This window comes from Aeromicrobium alkaliterrae (genome assembly GCF_039529015.1).
Taxonomy (GTDB): domain Bacteria; phylum Actinomycetota; class Actinomycetes; order Propionibacteriales; family Nocardioidaceae; genus Aeromicrobium; species Aeromicrobium alkaliterrae.
In genome coordinates this window covers 174,372-193,673 of record NZ_BAAAME010000002.1, presented here as the reverse complement: position 1 = coordinate 193,673, position 19,302 = coordinate 174,372, and the positions used below count along the sequence as shown (strand labels likewise).

Genomic DNA, 19,302 nt, shown 5'->3' with positions numbered 1-19,302 from the left:
GTCACGTCACGCCAGGCGGTCGAACCGGTACAGGAACGCGGCGATCTGCTCCCGCAGTACCGGCTGCGACCCGCGGAAGGTCGAGTCGGCGTAACCGGTCGTGATGCCCTGCTGGCTCAGCCACACGATCTCGCGGTAGAAGGTGTGCGTCGTCGGCACGTCGACGAACGGCGACGCCTCCGGCAGCTCCACCTCCGGCGAGCCCGCCACCCGGTAGAGGAACGCCGCAAGCTGCTCGCGCAACACCGGCTCGTCCCCACGGAACGTGCCGTCGGCGTAGCCCGTCGTGATGCCCTGCTCGTCGAACCACACGATCGACTCGAAGAACGCGTGCGACGAGACGAGGTCGGTGAACGGAGACGCCTCCGGCAGCTCCACCTCCGGCGAGCCGGCGTACCGGTGCAGGAACGCCGCGAGCTGCTCGCGCAGGACCGCGTTCGAGCCGCGGAAGGTGCCGTCGTCGTAGCCCGTCGTGATGCCTGAGGCCGCCAACCAGGCGATCTCCGTCGCGAAGGTGTGCGCCGACGGGACGTCGACGAACCGGTCCGCGACCGCGACCGTCGCGACCTGCGAGGTCGCCTGGCCGGCGGCGTTGCTGACGACGGCCCGGAACGATCCCGCGTCCTCGGGCGTGGCCGCGTCGAGCGTCAGCGCCGGGGCCGTGGCGTCGGCGATCGGGAACCAGAACGACCCGAACTGCTTCTGCCACGTGTAGCCCAGCTGTCCTCCCTCTGCCGCCACGGTCAGCGTCGCGTCGGCGCCCTGGGCGACCGTGATCGACTTCGGCTGCGTCGTGATGACGGGCTGGGTCGGGTCGACCTGCCCCGCCGCCTTGACCGTAAGGGTCGCGGCGTCGGACCGGACCGTGCCGACGCGGTTCTGCACCGTGGCCCGCACCCTGGCCCCTGTCTGCGCGACGTCGGTCTCGACCACGATCAGCGAGTTCTCCTGCGTCACGAAGTTGAGGTCGTTCGCACCGATTGGCTGCCAGAACCCGTTGACCTCGCGCTCCCAGGTCACCGCGGGTGCCGGGAAGCCGCTGAAGCCGACCGTGAACCGCGCCAGGGCACCCTCGGTGACGGTGAGCGACTGCGGCTGCGCGTCGACCTGCGGCGCGATCGTGACGTCGAGAGTGGCGACCCCGGAGACGACCTTGCCCTGCGCATTCGTCGCAGTTGCGCGGAACTGCGCACCTGCGTCGTCGGAGCCGGCCGTCACCTGGAGGGTCCCGTCCGTCGCGCCGGGCACGTCGACGAAACGACCGCTGCCGGGAGCCTTGCGCTGCCACTGCAGCGTGCCCTCGGCGAGGTTGGTCAACGAGGCGGTGAACCGCACGATGCCGCTCGTGCGCCCAGCACGCAGCGCGAGCGTCGTGGAGGACGGGTTGGTCGCGAAGGACGGCGTGTAGCCCGCCAGCTCGAGACGGTGCACGTAGCGGTTGGCCGAGAGCACGTAGACGGTGCCGTCGTGCACCACGTTGGAGCTGATCGTCGTGCCGAAACCGCGGACGGCGCTGGGCACGCCGTCGACGAACATCCGCAGCTCGCGTCGGTTCGTGCTGACGCCCGTGAACAGGCTCGCGTCACCGTTGAAGCTCGACTGCCCAGCGCCGACGTCGGGCGTCAGGCCGAACGGCAGGATCGGCTCGCCCGCGACATAACCGTCCGCGGTCAGGTTCCAACGGTTCACACCGGAGAGCACGACGGGGTAGTTCGTGTAGTCCGGAGCAGCCTGCACCAGGGTCCCGTCGGCCAGGAGCGAGTACCCGGTGCCGCCGAGCACGCCGGCGATCGGCTCGAACGCCTCGCTGCCCGCCTCACCGACGATGCGGAACGCCGGGACCTGCTGCGCCTGGTAGGTCGTGCCGATCACGACGGCGTGACCGGCCGACGAGAACAGCACCGCGCCGGGGGTCGAGCCCTCGGGGTAGGCGATGTCGCGGTAGGTGTGGGTGCCGTCGGCGCCCAGCGTGAAGACGCGGATCGAGGGCGTGCCCTGCTGCCACGACAGCCAGACCTCGCCCGTCAGCGGGTTGACCGTGATGTCGTTGCTCGCGCCTCCTCCGGGGACGTCGAGCGTCTCCAGGACGGCCCAGTCGCCCGCCTGGTTCTGGCCCAGCACCGTGACCTTGGTGTCGACGACGTAGGCGCGGTCGTTGGCCGGCGAGTAGACGACCTTGCGGGGGTTCTGCCCCGGAATCGTGACGTTGACGGTCTTCGCCAGCGTCTCGGCATCGAAGGCCACGACCTGACCCGTGTTGTAGCTCGACGTCCAGATCCAGTCGTGGTCGGTGTCGTACTCGAGGCCGTTGCCTGCGAAGTCGCTGTGGAGGACGCTCGTGTTGGCCCAGGACGACTGGCCCTGAGGCGCGAAGGTCTCGTCGACGGGGACGGGCTCGCCGCCCGGTCCGGCGTAGCTGAAGGTGAGGGCGTCGAGGGCGGTGCCTGCGGCATAGAAGCCCGCGAACGCCGGAGCTCCGGCGGCCGAGAGGGTCGCGGGGATGCCGGTCCAGTCGGAGGTGCCGCCCGACGCCGCATAGGTGCCGGAATCGACGTCGAGGTTGGCTACGGCGACGTTGTCGTAGGTCTTCACCTCGCCCGACGTCATGTCCTTGCTGACCATCGTGGCGCGCACCACGCTCTGCCCGCCGGTCAGCTCGACCCGCGGGTTGCTGAGGTCGAAGTCGAGCGCACCGTCGTGACCGTCGAAGCTGACGGTGCCGGCGAAGGTGATGGTCGTCAGGTTGCCGGCGTCGTCGAACGTTCCGGTGCCGCCCGTAAAGCGGAAGGTGCCGTCAGCGTTCTGGCTGGCTCCGTTCGAGGTCGAGATCGTGCCGTGGGCGATCGGCCCGACGACGTAATTGCGGAAGGACTCCTTGACACCCCAGTCGAGGGTCGCTCCGGAGATGTTGGTGGGCGCGGACTGGGCCGGCATCGCGGTGGCGACGAGGAGGCCCAGCATCATCAGGACAGTGCTCGCGAGCGCGATCGATCGGACGGGAGCGGGCCGCGGCGGTGAGGCCACGCGGGCGTGGAGAGGGCGTGCGGACATGCGGAAGTGACTCCTGTTCGAAGGCAGCGGAAAGACACCAACCGGCCGAGCCCCCGATGACAGACCTGATCGTTCTGGGCCGGATTACTTTGGTTACCCTTACCTTAGTCTCAGGCAATCGTGCTGACGAGTCGTCATCTCACCAGATGGTCGGACGTCCGAGGACATCACCCCTCAGGCCTGGGGCAGCGGGATGGCCGTGACGACCGCCGCGTCGCGGAAGCTGCGCAGGCCGTTCGACCGGACCACGGGCCCGGTGCAGGTCACGAGGGTCAGGCGACGCTCCCCCGTCGTCGCGAAGTACTCGGGGGCCATGACCTTGCGCCGCGACTCGTGCAACGACGAGACGACCCACGTGCGCAGCACGCCGGTCTCGTCCCGTGTGAAGATGCGGGATCCCGCAGCGACCTGCGGCAGCGCGTGCAGTGCCCCCCGCTGACCCCGTACCTGGACGTGTCCGGCCAGGAACGTCGATCCGGCGTCGGCCGCCAGCCCCGGACTCTCGTCGTCCCACCCGACCACGCCCGGATCACGCGGGACCTGCAGCGCGCCACCCACGACGCCGACGGGCTCGATCGGCGCGTAGACCTGGAGCGACGGGATGAAGATCGTGCCCGGCGCCATGTCCTCGGCGCTCATGGCCGGCGTCGACGACGGTCCTCGCGGGACCGGGTCGGGCACGTCGAACGGTCGGACCGGCGGCGGGGCAGCGTCCGGCCGACCGAGCACGGCCAGCACCGCACCCACGAGGACCGCCACGGCACCGGCCGCGAGCGGCACCCGCGATCCACGCTCACCCACGGTGGCTCCGGCGGCGCAAGTGCCACACGGTCGAGCAGGCACCACCGCCGATCAGGAACAGTCCGACGGTCAGCAGCACCGGCGAGGAGGCGATCGGCGGGATGCCCGCCGACACCGTCGGCGTCCGTGGGATGAACAAGAGCGTCTCCGACGGCAGACCGGGTCGGTCGGCGACGGCGGCCTCGATGAGCTTCTCGTGGTCAGGGGTCCAGGCCGCGACGAAGGTCGCGCACCGGGCCTCGTCCCCGTCGATCACGGTCGTGCTGGAGGTGAAGACCCCGTCGGCGGTCGTCGGGATCGGGTCGATCTCACCCGCCTTCGTGCCGTCGGCCTCCCAGTCGACGTCGTCGCAGCGACCGTCGATCGGCGGCGCGGTGAGGACGTCGGCGGTGAGCGTGCCGGGCTGCCCCTGGGTGCCCGAGAGCGTGATGACGTCGTGCATCCGAGCGCCGAGGTGGGGCGAGTCAGCCTTCGCCTCGGTCGCGATCGCCGGCTGGGCGACCATGCCGGTCTCAGTCTCCATGCCGGGCGGTGTCTCGAGCTCGACGTGTGGCGCGCTGTCGAACGTGAACGTCTCCGACCAGGTGTAGCAGCCGAGATCGGTCACGGTGACCTCCGAGGTGGTGACGTCGCCGTCGCCGGTGAACGGCAGGGTCTCGGAGTGGAGAGGCTTCGCCTCGCCGGAGGCGACGAGCCCGGCCCACCGCTCGGTGCCGAACCAGCAGCCCAGCTGCGGGTCGGGAGCGACCGGCCCCCACAGCGTCGCGACGAACGTGCCGGACTCGCCGGCGTTGCCCGTGACCGTGACGGTGTCGCTGAACGACTCCCCCGGCGCGACGACGTAGTCGCTGATCTGCGTGACGGCCTCCGGCACCGAGACGAGCGTGGTCTGCTCGGCGCGGCCCGCCGGATGGTCGACGCGGTAGATCTCCGCGCCCTGGCTGTTGGTCGAGACCAGCGTCTCCGCGTAGGAGAAGCACCCGCGCTCGGAGGGCGTGAACTCGCCGACGCCCGTCAGGGTCTGTTGCGTGGCGCTGACGGCGAGGGGCCCGAACTCGAGCGCGACCGGGGCGTTCGTCCAGTCGACCTCGGCACACCGGCCGTCCACCGGGGCGACGGGACCGTGCAGACGCCCGGAGACCTGGTGGGTGATCGGCCCAAGACCGTCGGCGTCGTAGATCGTGCCGCTGATCGTCACGGTGTCGCTGATGGGCTGGCCCACCAGCACCTCCTGCCGGTTGACCTGCGTGACGACCTCGGGCGGCGGCGCGACGAGCGACGTCTCGGCGCCGACTCCGTAGGGACCACGGAACCCGAGGTTGCGCGGGCTGGGCGTCGTCTCGGGGTCGCCGTCGATCTCCTCCCGCCAGACGTAGTAGCCGGGCGCGGGCAGCGTGAGCGCCGACGTGTCGACGGTCGCCGCCCCGTTCGCGTCGGTCGTGACCGTGAACTCCGCGATGCCCACCAACGGCGTGCCGGCGGGAGCCGCATCCGACTGGACCGGCTTCGTGGCGAGCGGTCCGAAGAGGGCCGAGCGACCCGAGAGCGTCGAGCCAGGTTCAGCACCCGTGATCGTGAGCGTGTCGTGCACCCGCACCCCGACCTCGGCGGCGGTCAGGACACTGGTGTTCGTGACGGCCGACGGCTGGTAGTCGAAGACGGCCTCCGCCGACGTCGAGCCGCTGAGGGGTTCGTCGCCGACCCGGGTCGTGATCCGCTGGTGCCCCGCGCTCTGGGCGTCGTGGGCGTTGACGAAGTTCGACGGCACCGACGTGTCGGCCCTGACCGTGAACGTGCCGTGGCCGGTGCTGCGGAGCGCCAGAGCCTGCGGACTCGTCGCGGAGGTCACGGTGACTGACCGCGTGCCGGTCGACTCGAAGACGACCGGACCTTCAATCGTCAGCGTGATCAGCCGACCCGGCAGCCAACCACCCGGCGCCTTCACGCCCACGCCGTCCAGCTGCCACGTCAGGCCCGGAGGCACCGAGCTCGTGGCCAGCGCCAGCGGGATCGAGCGCTCGCCGGCGTAGGCGTTTGCCTCGGCGACGATCTGGTTCACCCGGGCACCCACGCCGACGTCGGGCGTCGGGTTCTTGTGGTTGCTCGGGACGGCCGGGTCGTTCTTCACGATCGTCGCGATCGCCGCGCCCGTCGTGTCGTCGAGGTTCGAGCCGTCACCGTTCATGACGTGGTTGAGCGCCCACGCCGACGTGGGTGCGTAGACCCGCGTCGCCGGGGTCACCACCGTCGGCGAGGCACGACCGTTGCCGGTGCACACACCCACGACGCCGTGGATCGCCTCGACGCCCATGTAGGTGTCGGCGTGCGCCTTGCCCGCGACGCGCTCGATGGCGGCCGACGCGGGCGCCGCCAGCCATCCGGCGCCGATCACGATGCCGAGCAGCGCGCTCCGCACCACGACCGTGCGCCGCTTCCGGGAGCGCACCCTGCGGCGCGCGTCGTCGGTCAGGTGCTTGCTCATGGGTGTCCCCCTCGTCGGCCGGATCACCCCCGATGGGCGACCTGCGACGGACGCTAGGTGGACCGCTCAGCAGTCCGCGACGGCCGATTCCCCGCCTGTGGACGGCCAAGCCCTGTGGAGAAACCGACCACCGCGGAGGCACGCCCGCGAGAGGATGTCGCCATGGCCACGTCCCGCAAGAAGATGCTTCGTCTGCTCGAGGAGTCCCTCGAGAACAGGACGCCGGTCCTGGTCCTGCGCCGGGAGGTCGACGCCTACCGGACCGAGGGAATCGTCATCGGACTCACCAGTACCTGGGTCGTCGTGCTGGACCTCGTCGACGGCGTCTACCCGGACGGTGTCGTGATGCTTCGCCTCGACCTGCTGAGGAAGGTCGAGCGCAGCCACAAGTCGGACTACATCGAGCGCGCCCACGCCGACCTCGGTGTGGCGCCCGTCCCGTTCGGCTGCCAGCGCGACGACACGACTCGCGAGCTCCTCCAGGCCGTCGAGGCTCGGGGAGGTCTGATGAACGTCCACCTCGAGCTCTGGAACGACGGCGCCATGTACCTCGGGAAGATCCGTCGTGTCGGTCAGAAGCGGCTGGATCTCCAGTTCATCAATCCCAACGGCGTCTGGGACGACTGGTCGGATCGCTGGCGCCTCGATCGAATCACGCGCATCGAGTGCGGCGGACGCTACGTCGAGGCGCTCGAGCAGTGGGGCGACCCGGTGCCCGCGCCGCCGAAGACGCGCGTCAAGCGCTAACCACCGGACGAGGCAGTGGGACGATGCCGTCATGAGCCGTCCGACGTCAGCCCGCGAACGAGCAGCGCTCACCGCCATGTTGTCGGTCGACTTCGACGGCGTCGAGAAGTACCGCGCCCAGGTCGAGACCGTTCGCGTGTCGGGTACCTGCGGATGCGGTTGTCTCACGATCGACTTCGCCCATCCCGGCACGAAGCAGGGTGTGACTCTCCTGACCGAGGCCTACACGGACAGCGCACTCATCATGCTGTTCGCGAACGATGGTCGACTGTCGTGCCTGGAGTACGCGCCGCTCGGCGACGACGTGGCCATGCCCGACGAGTTCCCTCTGCCACCTGAGCTGCAGGGCATCACCGTGGAAGACGACTGAGGCGCCACGTTTCGCGGCCAGTCCTACAGCCCGTTGATGCCGATCGTGTCGACCAACCAGTGCGCCATGAAGGTAACGGTCGCGAGCGCCGAGATCGTCCAGAGACGGCGGGGTCCAGAACCCGACACCAACGCGATCGAGACGAGCAGCAGGACGCACGCGAGGACCAGCCCGATGACCAGTCGCCAGACGTGAACTGAGCCGTCCAGGGTGACCGAGACCATCACGGCGCGGCTCAGGAGGATGACTCCGGAGTACCCGAGCAGCAGCGTGACGTAGGTGAGCGTGACCCACCACCACACGCCGTAGCGGGCGACCGGCGGCCGGTCGGTGACCGTCTCGGAGGTCACCCGCGCGCCGCGACCTTCGCGTGGTGCCTGCGGTGGTCGACGATCGTGATGACGACCGCGATGGCCGACAGAACCGCCAGCTCCGGCGAGCCGATGCCCTGACCGAACGGGATCACTACGAGCACGAACAGCGCCACGTAGGTCAGGAGGAAGACCAGCAGGGATCGGAGCATGGCAGGAGATTACGGCCGCTCGGGCTCACGCGGGGCAGAATCGTCGACTTCCTCCAGCTCCGCGCGGCGGCGCGCGAGGTAGGCACGCTCGGCAGGGTTCTCGGTCGCGGCGATCGCCGCGTCGTATGCCGCTCTCGCGTCCGCGCTGCGGCCGAGCCGTCGCAGCAGGTCGGCGCGGGTCACGTGCCACGCGTGGTAGCCGTCGAGGTCGAGCCGGTCGACGATCGCGAGCGCCACGTCAGGACCGTCGAGCTCGGCGATCGCGACGGCCCGGTTGAGGGCCACGACCGGCGTGGGGGTGACCGCGTAGAGCTGGTCGTAGAGCGCGGCGATCTGGCCCCAGTCGGTGTTCCGCGGGTCGGCCGCGTCGGTGTGCACGGCGTTGATCGCCGCCATCAGTTGGAACTGACCGGGTGCCGCTCCCCCGGCAGCGACCCGTTGCAGGCACTCCCTCACCAGCGCGTGGCCCTCGGCGATCTGCTCGCGGTCCCAGGCGGCGCGGTCCTGCTGGTCCAGGGTGACCAACGCGCCTCGGGCGACGCGGGCGTCGCGCCGAGCGTCGATCAGCAGCATCAGCGCCAGGAGCCCGGCGACCTCGCCGTCCTCGGGCAGCAGCACCCGCATGAGGCGTCCGAGACGGATGCCCTCGGTGGTGAGGTCGGCCCGGATCGGGTCGTCGCCCGCGCCAGCGAGGTAGCCCTCGTTGAACACCAGGTGCACGACGTCGAGCACCGCCCCGAGCCGCTGCGCGACAGCGGTCTCGTCGGGGATCCGGAACGGGATGTTGGCGGCCTTGATCTTGCCCTTCGCGCGGGTGATGCGCCGCGCCATCGTGGTCTCCGGCACCAGGAACGCCCGCGCGATCTCGGCGACCGTGAGCCCGCCGAGCATCCGCAGCGTCAGCGCCACGCGAGCCTCGGCGGGCAGCGCCGGGTGGCAGCACGTGAACATGAGCCGGAGGCGGTCGTCCTCGACCACGCCGGTCGGGGCGTGCGGGGTGTCGTCGGTGATCATGAGGGCCGCCTGGTGCTTGGCGTCGCGGTGCGACTCGCGACGGATCCGGTCGATCGCGCGGTGCATCGCGGTCGTCGTGAGCCACCCGCCGGGGTTGGGTGGGATGCCGCCGGTGGGCCACTGCTCCAGCGCGGCGACGAGGGCCTCGCTCGCGGCGTCCTCGGCGAGGTCGAGGTCGCCGAAGCGCCGCGTGAGCGCTGCGACGACCCGGCCGTGCTCCTCGCGGTAGGCCCGTTCGACCTCCGCGAGGAGCAGCGGCTCGTGGGTCATGCGCCGTGGAAGGGGCGGACGACGATCGGGTCGCCGCACGCCTTCGAGGCCTGGGCGCCGAGCTCGAGGGCCTCGTCGAGGTCGTCGGCGTCGACCACCCAGAATCCGCCGAGGTACTCCTTGCTCTCGGTGAAGGCGCCGTCGACGATCGTGACCTGGCCGTCGCGGCCGTCGACCTTGGTCGCCGTGTCGAGCGGCTCCAGGCCGCCGACGAAGACCCACTTGCCGGTCTCCTTGAGCTTCTCGGTGAATACGCCCGTGGCGGCCATCATGGCCTGGGCCTCCGGGGTGTCCATCGGGGCGTAGGGGCCGGTGTGGTGGACGGAAAGCATGTAGCGCGTCATGGTCGTGACCTCTCGTGTGCGGCAACCCGGTGGCTGCCTCTCACTGTGTCATCGAACGCACGGACCCGAATACGACAACATCGCCGAAAAAAACTTTCAGCCGGCCTCGATCGCCGTCAGCCAGTCCGTGAGCAGGGCCCGCACCAGCGCCGGCCGTTCGAGGTGGGTGTTGTGGCCGGTGCGGTCGAGCACGGCCACCGTGGCGCGCGGGAATCGTCGGGCCAGCTCGACCTGGTCCTGCCAGCCCACGACCGCGTCCTGGCGGCCCGCCACGATCAGCACCGGCCGGTCGTAGCCGTCGATCGCCTCGTCGGGCAGCTCCTCGAGGGAGTACCGCTGGTCGAGCCGCTCCATCGCCTCGGCATCGGCGGCGAGCAGGCCCGGCAGGGCTGCCGACGCGAACCGCTCCCACGTGGCCCGCGTGCGGATGACCGCGAGGGGCGCGAACAGCTCGACGTGCTCGGGCGGGATCGTGGCGAGCAGGCCGGGCTCCTCCTCCAGCACGACGTGCTCGGGAACCCGGCGGTTCTCCCGGACGGAGTCGACGACCGGCGCCAGGATCGCGAAGCCCGCGCACTGGTCGGAGCGGCGACGGACGACCTCCCGCGCCAGGAGTCCGCCGAGCGAGCAGGCCACGAGCAGGAACGGTCTGCTGCCCACCTGCTCGCCGATGACCTCGTCGAGCCAGTCGGCGATCTCCGGCAAGCCCCCGAGCCCGTCGAGCGGCGACGTCTGCCCGAAGCCGGGAAGGTCGAGGTGGAAGCGCTCGAACCGGCCGTCCGCCTCGAAGACGTCGTCCAGGTCGAGCAGGAGCCGGTGGTCGACGCCGTTGCCCTGCACGAAGACGACGGGCATCCCGGACCCTCGCCGCACCACGTGCGCGCGCTGCTGCGTCATGTGCGCCCCTCCCCCTCGCTCGTCCCAACCTAGAACGGCGAGCCCGTGCCCGCGAGGAACACGACGGCCGAGAGCAGCGCGAAGGTCAGGAGCGTCGCGCCCATCACCGGCCCGACCAGTCGGCTCGTGGGCCCGTCGACCGTGCGCAGACGCGGCAGCAACGCCGTCAGCGCGACGCCCTGCACCAGCGCGAGGACCGCGATCGAGGCGTCCTCCAGGAAGAACGCCAACGGCACGAAGTGCACCGCCACCACGACGGCGACCCACCACGCCATCCACCGCTCCGCGCCCCGGCGCCACAGGACGAGGCAACCGATGCCGGCCGCGAGCACCTCGAGTCCGACGACCACGCCGAACCAGGCGTAGCGGTCGTCCAGGGCGCTGCCGTCGTCCCATCGGATCGCGACGGCGTATCCGAACACGCCCGCGAGGGCGATGCCAAGGCCCGAGCCGACGCCGAGGCGCCAGCGCCACGGCTCCGGCGGGTCCTCCTGGCCCCACCCGAACCACACCATCGTCATCAGACCGAACCAGGCGATCGTGAACGCGTGGTCGCGGACGAACTCGGTGAGCACGGAGGCCTCCAGCGGCAGGGCTGCGTCGGTGGTGTGGCGGCGGGCCGGTCAGCCCGCTGCGCCCACCCTAGGCGTGCGCCAGCACCCAGTCGGCCAGCGTGTCAGCGACGCGCTCCCAGCCGTCGTCGAGCATGACGTCGTGCCCGAGGCTCGGCAGCATGACGGGCTCGGTCCCCCACGCGCACGCCGTGGCGAACACGTCCGACGGCGGGAAGATGACGTCCTCCTGCGCGCCCAGCACCAGCAGCGGCACGTCGACGGGACGCGGCTTGGGACGGTCGAGCACGAGCATGTCGAGAAAGGCGCGGTAGGACTCGGACTTCACGTTCGCCGTGGTCAGGTCGACCACGTCCTGGCTCGTCTCGGGGCGGAAGAACAGGTGCCGCACGTCCTCCGGCCGCCGCACCAGCAGGCCCAGGTCGAGCGTCAGGTTGCCGCGGAGGAAGTCGGCCGGCCTGCGGATCGCGATGTCGATCGTGACGCCGATGACGCCGCGCGGGGGCATCGACGCGAGCAGCGCCGCGCCCGCGATCGCCGGACGGTTGTCGCGCGCGAGCATGCCCTGCACGACGGCGCCGCCCATCGAGTGGCCGGCGACGAACGGCGGGGTCTCGAGGCCGAGGCCCGTCAGCACCGCGACGACGTCGTCGATGTAGTCACGCATCCGCATCCGGTTGAGCGTGACGCCGTCGGTCGAGCCGCCGTGTCCGCGCAGGCCCACGGCCGTCGAGGAGATTCCTCGCTCGGCCAGCCGCTGCGCGAAGCCCTCGTGCCAGCACCACGGGCCGTGCCACGCGCCGTGGACGAGGACGATCTCGGCCTGCGGATCGTCGGCGATGAGGCGGATGGCATCGAGCGCTGTCATCCGGGGAGCATGGCAGCGCGGACTGCGGCCTGTCCCGGTTTTGACCGACGACATCGCAGTCGGCTCCGACCTCTGTTTCACTCGAACGATGAGGGTGGAACGGGTGGTCCCCAACCTGCTGGTCGACGACATCAGCGTGGCCGTGCGGCAGCACCGGGACGTGCTCGGGCTCGAGGTCGTCATGGACCACGGCTGGATCGTCACGCTTGCCGATGCCGACGGTCACCAGCTGAGCCTGATGACCGGCGACGCCACGGCCAGCGTGAACCCCGATGTCTCGGTCTTCGTCGACGACGTGCACGCCGCGCTCGCTGCAGCGATCGGGGCCGACGTCGAGATCGTGCACCCGTTGACGTTCGAGCCGTGGGGCGTCACGCGCTTCTTCTATCGCGACGCCTCGGGTCGCGTGGTCAACGTCGGCATGCACACGTGATGGCCGCTACTAGCGAGCGACGTGTGCTCGACCGATCAGCACTGAGGTCGAGAAGCAGATCGGCACCGAGAGGATCAGTGCCACTGGCAGCAGGCCCACGACGTCGATCGGCCCCGCCGACGACGCGCTCTCGTTGATCGCCCACATCCCGAGTGCGGCGAGCAAGAGGCAGACGGCCACTCCCACCCCCGTCGCGAGCGCCACCACTGCGGTGTGCGGCAGGCCTGGCGCGGAGGCACTCGCCAACGTCTGGAGGCCGACCACCGGCACGCCCATGATCAAGGCTGCGAAGGCGATCCACGTCGCGTACAGCGCGCAGAAGATCAGCACGGCGACGATCTCGGTGACCTCCGACCTCGGCGAGACCGCCCACCGCACGAGGAAGCCGAAGAACGAGACGACTCCCGCACCCGCTCCGAAGACCACGACTCCGACCGCCCACGCCAACGGCCTGCTCCAGAAGCGAACAGGGCTCTCGGTCGTCATTCCACGCACACCTCGCGCTGCGGTCAGACCGCGGGCGGGGGCGGCGGGTAGGCCGCGATCTCGTGGGCCTTCGGGTTCGGGCCGTAGACGTTGTCCGGGTGGGAGTCCTGCACGCACCAGACGATGAGGAGGATCCAGCCGACGATCGGGACGAGATACAGCAGCTGGAGCCAGCCGGAGCGACCGGTGTCGTGCAACCGGCGCGCACCGACGGAGAACGACGGGATGAAGGTGGCCAGCGTGAATACCAGACCGACGACGCCGGTGCCGGAGCCCGCGAGGTCCGAACCGATGATCAGGTCGATCACGGTCGTCACCATCGAGACGATGACCGTTGCCAGCACCCAGAACCAGTACTCGGAGCGGCGCGCGCGACCGGTGAACGTCGCGTACTGGGACAGGACGCTGGTGACGGCTTGCTGCAGGTTCACGGCTTCTCCGAGGCAGAGGTGGACAGGCTGCTCACAAGGTAGCGAGAGGCTGACGCTGGCGGACGGTTTCTCTGCTCTTGGCCCATGGGCGAACCGATCATGTCCAGCTGACGACGGGCCACAACACCGACCAAGGTCCCGCGTAGATCGCTCGGGAGGCTTACGAGGCATTCCTGGCTGGCAGCCCTCTGCCCGGCCGCGAGCAGGGATAGCGCCCGCCTACTTCTCCGACTCCCGGAGCGACGTCAGCGCGCCGAACACTGACAGCGCCGCGACGGCGATGCACGCGATCGAGATGCCGAGGTCGCCCGAGCGTCCGGAGACGAAGGCGCCGGCCGCTGCCGCGAACGCGCAGATGCAGAGGGCTGCGGCGTTGAGCTGCAACGCGGTCCGCGCCCACGGTGGTCGCCGTCGCATCGGCATGTGATCACCTGCTGTCCTCGGTCCGTCCAACCTAGGGCCGCTCGTTCCCCCACGCCGGTTGCCCTCACTTCACGAGGTACGTGAAGTAACTGCCCAGCTTCCGGAGCGCGGCTTCCGACAGGTCCGGGTGACGCTCCCGCATCACCGTGACGACCTCGTCGCCGATCTCGACCAGGGACTTCTCGTCCCACTCGATCGGGACCGCCATCGTCTCGTCGAGCAGCGACTGCACCTCGGAGCGGGTCGCCTCGCTGGAGACGGTGGCCTCGAACTCCGCGCTGTTGCTGCTCGGGTATCGCTTGAGGAAGAGCACCACCGCCTCGCTGAGGTCGACCGGGGCATTCACGGGCGAGACTTCCCCAAATCTCGACCCTTGCGCGCACGCTCAAGCTCCTCGGGATCCAGCATCCACGGCCCGTGCGGGTCGAGCGCCGCGCAGCCACCGCCCACGAAGGTGTCCAGCAGGGCCCGGTACCCGCTCATCCCGTCGACGAGGGCGTACTCGACGCGGTACTGGGGCTCCGCGCCGTTCCGGCCCGGCACGGCCGTCGTGACCCGGGCGGCGGTGTCGGCGTAGAAGTGGACCTGGACGCCCTCCCCCAGGTTCTTGTCCTCGACCGTGAAGACGTCGTTGCCGGAGTGCTCGGTCACGAACGCCCAGAACGCGGCCGCGGCGCCCTGGGTGGAGTCGTTCGCGCGCCACTCCTGCTCGTCGCCGCCGTCCTCGTCGGTGAAGGTCAGCGCGGTCTTGGCGCCGGGGCCGACGACCCGGTCGGGCTCGGGGCTGTTCTTCGTGCGGTCGGCCGCCTCGGAGCAGATCAGGAAGGCGACCGAGCGGACCGCGTCGGCAGCCAGCCGGCCGTGGTCGCGCCCCAAGGCCTCCTCGACGGCCGTGGTCATCCGCTTCCAGTCCTGCTTGTCGGTGGCGTGCTTGCCGCGGCGAGGATCGCGGTGGATCTCCAGGCCCTCGGCCGCCTGCTCCGCCGTGGCGACGACAGCGAGCACCTCGGGCAGCAGCTCCGGATCGACCGCGTCGGGGTTGCGGCCGGGACGGGTCGAGCCGTGGATGTAGTGGCCGACGTACTTCAGGACGGCCTCGTCGAGCGGCGCCAGCACCACGCCGCGCTTGGCCCGCTGACGGTTCGCGACGTACGTCTGCGCCCGCTGGATGTCGGCCTCCTCGGTCGCCGCGTGCAGCGACTCGACCAGCTGGCCGCGCTCCATCAGCGCGATGTCGGCGCCGTACCGGACGAGCGTGATGAGCTCGGTCGGGACGTCGCGCAGGAAGGCGTCGACCTCGGCGGGCGAACCGAGCAGGATCGGGTCGAGCAGCGCGACCGCGGCGTCCTCGTCGAGCGGCCCCTCCGTGCCCGCGGCGCTGCACAGCGGCAGCACCGCGACCCACAGCAGCAGGTGCCGCGCCAGGTCGTCTCGCAGGACGTCGAGGTGCGCCTTGGAGATCGGGAACGAGAACGTCCGCGGGTCGTGGTTGGCGTTCGCCCCGGCCCCGAGCTGGAGCCGCAGCCCGTCACCGTCCCGGACGACGCGAGGGATCCAGCCGGTACGCGTGAGCACAATGTCCGACACAGGTCGAACGTACTGCCGGATCGCACCCCGGACGAGCGAGGGTGGCCGCGCATTCCTTGCCACACGAGACAAGCCTCCGGCAGTGCGGCCAAAGCTGTCGCGGTCGCAGCACCCTTAGGGCCAAACTTCGGCACTGTGTCGCTTACATTCACCGAATGGAGAACAGAGAGTGCCGTGGCTGTAGGAGGCAGTTGCCTGGGGCAGACTTCGCTGCGCCCAGTCGTCAGAAGTGCAAGGGCTGTGAGCTCTATGACGTCACTGTAAGCAACAGCAAGGGACGGGGTGCTGCCATAGAGATGTCGCGTGACGAGGTCCTGACCGTGTTCGGTCCTGCTGACAGTCGCCGGTGCTTCTACTGCGGGATCGCAGAACCGGCATACGTTTCAATGCAAATCCCTAATCCGAGTGGAAAGCCGGGACTTCGGCTCGGACTCGACCGACTCGACTCCTCTCGGCCCTACACGACGGACAACGTGGTCATCTGCTGCCTCGTTTGCAACCGACTCAAGTCGTCAACCTTCAAGCACCCAGAGATGATCCTTCTCGGAAAGACTGTCCACTCGATCTGGATTGCTCGAGGACTCGATGCACGTTTCCCGCAAGCGGCAGGCGGTTCCTAGGATCCAGTGGTCGATCCGATTAATGCCGGCCCCGAAGGGTTCGGTGCATCGCCTAACGTGCCGCGGCGAGCAGCTGCTCGGAGACGTCCCAGAGGCGTCGGGCGTCGTCGGGATCGAGCGCATGGGGCATCACGCCGTGGATGCCTTCGAGCTGGTCGACGACGGTCGCCTCGCGGCAGTCCTCGAAGTAGCGGCCTCCGACACCGTCGACGAGCGGCGACGTGGCGAGGAAGACGGATGTGGCCGCACCCTGCTCAGGCGACTTCATCCGGAAGAGCCCGGCCGCCTCGGCCTGGCGCGACTGCTCCTCGGCGGCGGCCCGCTTCTCGGCCGACCAGTGACGCTGCAGCGGCGTCCAGATGCCACCGGGCATCAGGGCGTTGGCCGTGATGCTGTCGCCCGCCCACCGGCGCGTGGCCTCGACGGCGAACAGGGAGTTGGCGGTCTTCGACTGGCCGTAGGCGAGGCCAGGGTCGTAGTCGCGGCGCTCGAAGAAGAGGTCGTCGAACACGATCGGCGAGGCCGCGTGGCCGCTGGACGAGACCGCCACGACGCGGGCCCGATCGGCAGCGGCGAGCGCCGCGTGGAGTCCGGTCGCGAGGGCGAAGTGACCGAGGTGGTTGACGCCCAGCTGCTGCTCCCAGCCCTGGGCCGTGGTGCCGAACGGGGTGTCCATCACGCCGGCGTTGTTGACCAAGATGTCGAGCGGGCCCGACCACGCCTGCGTCAGCGCGTCGACCGAGGCGAGGTCGGCGAGGTCGAGCGGCGCCACGCGGACGTCGTCGCGTCCACTGGTGCGGGCGATGTCAGCCGCCGCAGCGTCGCCCGCCGCAGCGTCGCGCACCGCGAGCGTGACCTGCGCGCCGGCGTGGGCGAGCGCGCGGGCGGTCTCGATGCCGATGCCGGACGCTCCCCCGGTCACGAGGGCTCGCTTCCCCGTCAGGTCGACACCGTCCACGACCTCCAGCGCAGTCGTGGAGTCGTCGAACGGGCTGGTGATCTGTTCCGAACTAGCCATGCCAGCAACGTTACCAACTAGTTGGTTGGCTGTAGGGTCGAGTCATGGTTCGGGACGGAGACGCCAGTCGGCGACGACTGCTGGACGCGGCCACCCAGGAGTTCGCAGCCCACGGCCTGGCCGGTGCGCGCGTCGACCGCATCGCCGCGTCGGCGAAGGTCAACAAACAGCAGATGTACGCCTGGTTCGGCTCCAAGGACGGCCTGTTCGACGCCGTCTTCGCCGCGCAGCTCGACCGCATCGTCGACGCCGTCCCGTTCACGGCGGACGACCTCCCCGGGTACGCCGTCGCCCTCTACGACAGCTACCTGACCGATCCCGAGATCATCCGGCTCGTCGGATGGAACCGGCTTGAGCGGGTCCCGACCGGCGACCTGTTGGCCGGCCACGGAGCCCTCACGGAGCCCAAGCGCGACGCGCTCCAGCAGGCCCAGCGCGACGGCCTGGTCGTCGACGGACTCGCGCCCGACGTCGTCTACGCGATGGTCATCGGCATCGCCGGTTCGTGGTCGCCGCTCAGCGGCACGGTCACCGCCGCACCGGAGGACGACGAGGCCGAGCACGACCGTCGCCGCGCGGCACTGCGCGGGACGGTGGCGCGCGCCTTCACGACCGCGCGCCCGTAGCGGTCGCAGATCCGGCGGAGCGACCCCCGCGCGGCTACCGTGAGCGCCATGCCCCACACCACGCCTCAGAAGGTCGTGCTCCACGGACACGAGCTCTCCTACGCCGACCGAGGCGAGGGGCCGGTCGTGCTCTTCATCCACGGCATCCTCGGCTCGCAGCAGCAGTGGTCGCACCTGGTCGACCGGATGGACGACGACCACCGTGTGGTGCTGCCCGACCTGTTCGGCCACGGCGAGTCAGCCAAGCCGATGGGCGACTACTCGCTCAGCTCCCACGCCGCGACGATGCGCGACCTGCTGGACCACCTCGGCGTCGACCGCGTGACGCTCGTGGGGCACTCCCTCGGCGGCGGCATCGCGATGCAGTTCTTCTACCTCTTCCCCGAGCGGGTCGAGCGGCTCGTGCTGGTCTCGAGTGGTGGCCTGGGCCGCGAGGTGAACGTGGCCCTGCGTGCTGCGACTCTCCCCGGCGCAGCCCAGGTGCTGAGCGTCGCGGCGTCGGCGCCTGTCCTGTCGCCGATCGAGGCGCTGGGCAAGGCCGCGTCGAAGGCCGGGTGGCGGCCGGGCGCCGACATCCGCGCGATCTGGCGGGGCTTCAGCTCGCTCGGCGACCGCGAGAGCCGGCGCGCCTTCCTCGCCACCACGCGTGCCGTGATCGACATCGGCGGGCAGAGCATCAGCGCGCACGACCACCTCGAGGGCTCGCTGCCCATCCCGACGCTGATCGTGTGGGGCTCGAAGGACCACATGATCCCCGCCGCCCACGCCCGCAGCGTCGAGGAGTCGCTGCCGGACTGCCAGGTCGAGATCTTCGACGGCGCGGGGCACTTCCCGCACCTCGACGACCCCGACCGCTTCGCCCGCATCCTGCGCGAGTTCATCGCGTCCGACGCCTGACTTCTGCGGACGAGCGGGGTGGGCTCCGCGCACTTAGCCTGAGTCATGGGAATCATGAAGAAGGCCGGGGCATTCGGCGTGGCCAAGATGGTCTACGACCAGGCCCGCAAGCCTCAGAACCAGGCCCGCATCAAGCGCGCCGTCGCGAACGTCAAGGCTCGACGAAGCGGTGGTCAGCCGCGCTGAGGTCGCGAGCGGCCTCCCGCCGGAGCGACACTGAGACATGACCTCGATCCCCGACCACGACTCCTACATCGCCGGGGCGCCGGAGGCGTTCGGGCCGGCGCTCAGCCACCTCCGGGACCTGCTGCGCGGGGCCCTGCCCGACGCGGACGAGATGACGGCTTACAACATGCCGGGGTTCGCGATCGGCGGCAAGGTCGTCGCCAGCTACGCCGCCTTCAGCAAGCAGATGGGCCTGTACGTCCTCGGCCCGGCGATCGCGGCCCACGCCGACGAGATCGCTGAGGCGGGGCTCAAGGCCACCAAGACCGGCGTCACCTTCTCGGCGCGCAGGTCGATCCCGGACGACCTCGTGGTGAGGCTCGCCCAGACGTCCCGCGACCACATCGTCGGCTGACGTTGGCGCCCTAGTCCTCGAACTGGGTCCGCACGGACTGCCACTGCTCCCAGACCCGCTCCGGGTCGAGGTCGTCGTAGCCACGTTGCGCCGCCACCGCCTCAGCCGAGGAGCGCGGCAGGCGCATGCACGTCGCGCCGTCGCGGATCTCGAGCACCTCTTCCTCCGCGAGCGGACTGCCCTTCTCGCGTTCGGCGTTCAGCAGGATCGCCACCAAGGCGGGGATGAATTGCAGCACGAGGTCGTCATCGGAGCTCATGGC

The 19,302-nt window shown here is 70.2% G+C and carries 24 protein-coding genes; 7 read left to right on the top strand and 17 right to left on the bottom strand.

The features are described 5' to 3' along the window. Positions 1 to 6: 6 nt before the first annotated feature. From ABD127_RS01940 to ABD127_RS01930, 3 genes are all read right to left on the bottom strand, one after another. Entirely contained in the window at positions 7 to 3,051 is a 3,045-nt protein-coding gene (locus ABD127_RS01940) for an HtaA domain-containing protein (protein WP_344197157.1), read from the bottom strand. 174 nt (positions 3,052 to 3,225) lie between these two features. Further along, the gene (locus tag ABD127_RS01935; protein ID WP_344197156.1) at positions 3,226 to 3,852 is read right to left on the bottom strand and encodes a class F sortase; all 627 of its coding nucleotides are present in this window, start codon (positions 3,850 to 3,852) and stop codon (positions 3,226 to 3,228) included. Further along, positions 3,845 to 6,334 carry a hypothetical protein gene (locus ABD127_RS01930; protein ID WP_344197155.1) on the bottom strand — a complete coding sequence of 830 codons (2,490 nt, stop codon included), beginning with the start codon at positions 6,332 to 6,334 and terminating at the stop codon, positions 3,845 to 3,847. Before ABD127_RS01930 ends, ABD127_RS01935 begins: the two co-directional genes overlap by 8 nt. A gap of 162 nt (positions 6,335 to 6,496) precedes the next feature. Between ABD127_RS01930 and ABD127_RS01925 the strand changes: the two genes are divergently transcribed. Next, a complete protein-coding gene (locus tag ABD127_RS01925; protein ID WP_344197154.1) occupies positions 6,497 to 7,081 on the top strand; it encodes a hypothetical protein in 585 nt (194 codons plus the stop codon). Between the two features lie 31 nt (positions 7,082 to 7,112). Further along, positions 7,113 to 7,451 (top strand): hypothetical protein, encoded by a 339-nt coding sequence (locus tag ABD127_RS01920; protein WP_344197152.1) that lies wholly within the window; start codon positions 7,113 to 7,115, stop codon positions 7,449 to 7,451. Between the two features lie 23 nt (positions 7,452 to 7,474). On the opposite strand, the gene ABD127_RS01915 is transcribed toward ABD127_RS01920, so the two are convergent. The 7 genes from ABD127_RS01915 to ABD127_RS01885 all read right to left on the bottom strand — a co-directional run bounded on the left by ABD127_RS01915 (position 7,475) and on the right by ABD127_RS01885 (position 11,939). Beyond that, complete coding sequence (locus ABD127_RS01915; RefSeq protein ID WP_344197151.1) at positions 7,475 to 7,801, bottom strand: hypothetical protein; 327 nt, start codon at positions 7,799 to 7,801, stop codon at positions 7,475 to 7,477. Further along, a complete protein-coding gene (locus ABD127_RS01910) occupies positions 7,798 to 7,974 on the bottom strand; it encodes a hypothetical protein (protein WP_344197149.1) in 177 nt (58 codons plus the stop codon). Before ABD127_RS01910 ends, ABD127_RS01915 begins: the two co-directional genes overlap by 4 nt. 9 nt (positions 7,975 to 7,983) lie before the next feature. After that, positions 7,984 to 9,258, bottom strand: a complete 1,275-nt coding sequence (locus ABD127_RS01905) for an RNA polymerase sigma factor (RefSeq protein ID WP_344197147.1) — start codon at positions 9,256 to 9,258, stop codon at positions 7,984 to 7,986. Then, the gene (locus ABD127_RS01900) at positions 9,255 to 9,602 is read right to left on the bottom strand and encodes a YciI family protein (protein ID WP_344197145.1); all 348 of its coding nucleotides are present in this window, start codon (positions 9,600 to 9,602) and stop codon (positions 9,255 to 9,257) included. The genes ABD127_RS01905 and ABD127_RS01900 overlap by 4 nt, the downstream gene beginning before the upstream one ends. 96 nt (positions 9,603 to 9,698) lie before the next feature. Beyond that, entirely contained in the window at positions 9,699 to 10,499 is an 801-nt protein-coding gene (locus tag ABD127_RS01895) for an alpha/beta fold hydrolase (protein WP_344197142.1), read from the bottom strand. 29 nt (positions 10,500 to 10,528) lie between these two features. Next, complete coding sequence (locus ABD127_RS01890; RefSeq protein ID WP_344197140.1) at positions 10,529 to 11,074, bottom strand: hypothetical protein; 546 nt, start codon at positions 11,072 to 11,074, stop codon at positions 10,529 to 10,531. A 67-nt stretch (positions 11,075 to 11,141) separates the two neighbouring features. Next, positions 11,142 to 11,939 carry an alpha/beta hydrolase gene (locus ABD127_RS01885; RefSeq protein ID WP_344197138.1) on the bottom strand — a complete coding sequence of 266 codons (798 nt, stop codon included), beginning with the start codon at positions 11,937 to 11,939 and terminating at the stop codon, positions 11,142 to 11,144. Between the two features lie 88 nt (positions 11,940 to 12,027). On the opposite strand from ABD127_RS01885, the gene ABD127_RS01880 reads away from it, so the two are divergent. Next, positions 12,028 to 12,372 carry a VOC family protein gene (locus tag ABD127_RS01880; RefSeq protein ID WP_344197136.1) on the top strand — a complete coding sequence of 115 codons (345 nt, stop codon included), beginning with the start codon at positions 12,028 to 12,030 and terminating at the stop codon, positions 12,370 to 12,372. A gap of 9 nt (positions 12,373 to 12,381) precedes the next feature. Here ABD127_RS01880 and ABD127_RS01875 read toward each other — a convergent pair whose 3' ends face one another. The 6 genes from ABD127_RS01875 to ABD127_RS01850 form a co-directional block, all read right to left on the bottom strand. After that, entirely contained in the window at positions 12,382 to 12,858 is a 477-nt protein-coding gene (locus ABD127_RS01875) for a hypothetical protein (RefSeq protein WP_344197134.1), read from the bottom strand. Between the two features lie 23 nt (positions 12,859 to 12,881). Then, positions 12,882 to 13,289, bottom strand: coding sequence for a DUF805 domain-containing protein (locus ABD127_RS01870; RefSeq protein ID WP_344197132.1), 408 nt, complete (start codon positions 13,287 to 13,289; stop codon positions 12,882 to 12,884). Positions 13,290 to 13,508: 219 nt separating this feature from the next. Then, positions 13,509 to 13,712: a hypothetical protein gene (locus ABD127_RS01865; RefSeq protein ID WP_344197130.1), complete on the bottom strand. Its 204-nt coding sequence runs from the start codon at positions 13,710 to 13,712 to the stop codon at positions 13,509 to 13,511. Between the two features lie 64 nt (positions 13,713 to 13,776). Then, positions 13,777 to 14,058: a hypothetical protein gene (locus ABD127_RS01860; protein ID WP_344197128.1), complete on the bottom strand. Its 282-nt coding sequence runs from the start codon at positions 14,056 to 14,058 to the stop codon at positions 13,777 to 13,779. Continuing rightward, entirely contained in the window at positions 14,055 to 15,299 is a 1,245-nt protein-coding gene (locus ABD127_RS01855; RefSeq protein WP_344197126.1) for a DUF6357 family protein, read from the bottom strand. Before ABD127_RS01855 ends, ABD127_RS01860 begins: the two co-directional genes overlap by 4 nt. Positions 15,300 to 15,971: 672 nt before the next feature. Beyond that, entirely contained in the window at positions 15,972 to 16,937 is a 966-nt protein-coding gene (locus tag ABD127_RS01850; protein ID WP_344197124.1) for an SDR family NAD(P)-dependent oxidoreductase, read from the bottom strand. A gap of 44 nt (positions 16,938 to 16,981) precedes the next feature. Between ABD127_RS01850 and ABD127_RS01845 the strand changes: the two genes are divergently transcribed. The 4 genes from ABD127_RS01845 to ABD127_RS01830 are packed head-to-tail and all read left to right on the top strand — an operon-like array spanning position 16,982 to position 19,040. Continuing rightward, entirely contained in the window at positions 16,982 to 17,563 is a 582-nt protein-coding gene (locus tag ABD127_RS01845) for a TetR/AcrR family transcriptional regulator (RefSeq protein WP_344197122.1), read from the top strand. A 48-nt stretch (positions 17,564 to 17,611) separates the two neighbouring features. Further along, entirely contained in the window at positions 17,612 to 18,460 is an 849-nt protein-coding gene (locus tag ABD127_RS01840; RefSeq protein ID WP_344197119.1) for an alpha/beta fold hydrolase, read from the top strand. Between the two features lie 45 nt (positions 18,461 to 18,505). Beyond that, positions 18,506 to 18,646 (top strand): hypothetical protein, encoded by a 141-nt coding sequence (locus tag ABD127_RS01835; protein ID WP_344197117.1) that lies wholly within the window; start codon positions 18,506 to 18,508, stop codon positions 18,644 to 18,646. A 37-nt stretch (positions 18,647 to 18,683) separates the two neighbouring features. Further along, entirely contained in the window at positions 18,684 to 19,040 is a 357-nt protein-coding gene (locus tag ABD127_RS01830; RefSeq protein ID WP_344197114.1) for an iron chaperone, read from the top strand. A gap of 10 nt (positions 19,041 to 19,050) precedes the next feature. Here the strand turns inward: ABD127_RS01830 and ABD127_RS01825 are convergent, their stop codons facing one another. Continuing rightward, positions 19,051 to 19,299: a hypothetical protein gene (locus ABD127_RS01825; RefSeq protein ID WP_344197112.1), complete on the bottom strand. Its 249-nt coding sequence runs from the start codon at positions 19,297 to 19,299 to the stop codon at positions 19,051 to 19,053. Positions 19,300 to 19,302: the final 3 nt, after the last annotated feature.

What these genes read in the sequence shown, in the direction of transcription:
- ABD127_RS01925 (WP_344197154.1), top strand. Translation starts at nt 6,497, where the DNA reads ATGGCCACGTCCCGCAAGAAGATGCTTCGTCTGCTCGAGGAGTCCCTC.
- ABD127_RS01840 (WP_344197119.1), top strand. Translation starts at nt 17,612, where the DNA reads ATGCCCCACACCACGCCTCAGAAGGTCGTGCTCCACGGACACGAGCTC.
- ABD127_RS01905 (WP_344197147.1), bottom strand. Translation starts at nt 9,258, where the DNA reads ATGACCCACGAGCCGCTGCTCCTCGCGGAGGTCGAACGGGCCTACCGC.
- ABD127_RS01910 (WP_344197149.1), bottom strand. Translation starts at nt 7,974, where the DNA reads ATGCTCCGATCCCTGCTGGTCTTCCTCCTGACCTACGTGGCGCTGTTC.
- ABD127_RS01930 (WP_344197155.1), bottom strand. Translation starts at nt 6,334, where the DNA reads ATGAGCAAGCACCTGACCGACGACGCGCGCCGCAGGGTGCGCTCCCGG.
- ABD127_RS01835 (WP_344197117.1), top strand. Translation starts at nt 18,506, where the DNA reads ATGGGAATCATGAAGAAGGCCGGGGCATTCGGCGTGGCCAAGATGGTC.
- ABD127_RS01900 (WP_344197145.1), bottom strand. Translation starts at nt 9,602, where the DNA reads ATGACGCGCTACATGCTTTCCGTCCACCACACCGGCCCCTACGCCCCG.
- ABD127_RS01885 (WP_344197138.1), bottom strand. Translation starts at nt 11,939, where the DNA reads ATGACAGCGCTCGATGCCATCCGCCTCATCGCCGACGATCCGCAGGCC.
- ABD127_RS01845 (WP_344197122.1), top strand. Translation starts at nt 16,982, where the DNA reads ATGGTTCGGGACGGAGACGCCAGTCGGCGACGACTGCTGGACGCGGCC.
- ABD127_RS01875 (WP_344197134.1), bottom strand. Translation starts at nt 12,858, where the DNA reads ATGACGACCGAGAGCCCTGTTCGCTTCTGGAGCAGGCCGTTGGCGTGG.
- ABD127_RS01825 (WP_344197112.1), bottom strand. Translation starts at nt 19,299, where the DNA reads ATGAGCTCCGATGACGACCTCGTGCTGCAATTCATCCCCGCCTTGGTG.
- ABD127_RS01830 (WP_344197114.1), top strand. Translation starts at nt 18,684, where the DNA reads ATGACCTCGATCCCCGACCACGACTCCTACATCGCCGGGGCGCCGGAG.
- ABD127_RS01880 (WP_344197136.1), top strand. Translation starts at nt 12,028, where the DNA reads ATGAGGGTGGAACGGGTGGTCCCCAACCTGCTGGTCGACGACATCAGC.
- ABD127_RS01940 (WP_344197157.1), bottom strand. Translation starts at nt 3,051, where the DNA reads ATGTCCGCACGCCCTCTCCACGCCCGCGTGGCCTCACCGCCGCGGCCC.
- ABD127_RS01865 (WP_344197130.1), bottom strand. Translation starts at nt 13,712, where the DNA reads ATGCCGATGCGACGGCGACCACCGTGGGCGCGGACCGCGTTGCAGCTC.
- ABD127_RS01850 (WP_344197124.1), bottom strand. Translation starts at nt 16,937, where the DNA reads ATGGCTAGTTCGGAACAGATCACCAGCCCGTTCGACGACTCCACGACT.
- ABD127_RS01895 (WP_344197142.1), bottom strand. Translation starts at nt 10,499, where the DNA reads ATGACGCAGCAGCGCGCGCACGTGGTGCGGCGAGGGTCCGGGATGCCC.
- ABD127_RS01920 (WP_344197152.1), top strand. Translation starts at nt 7,113, where the DNA reads ATGAGCCGTCCGACGTCAGCCCGCGAACGAGCAGCGCTCACCGCCATG.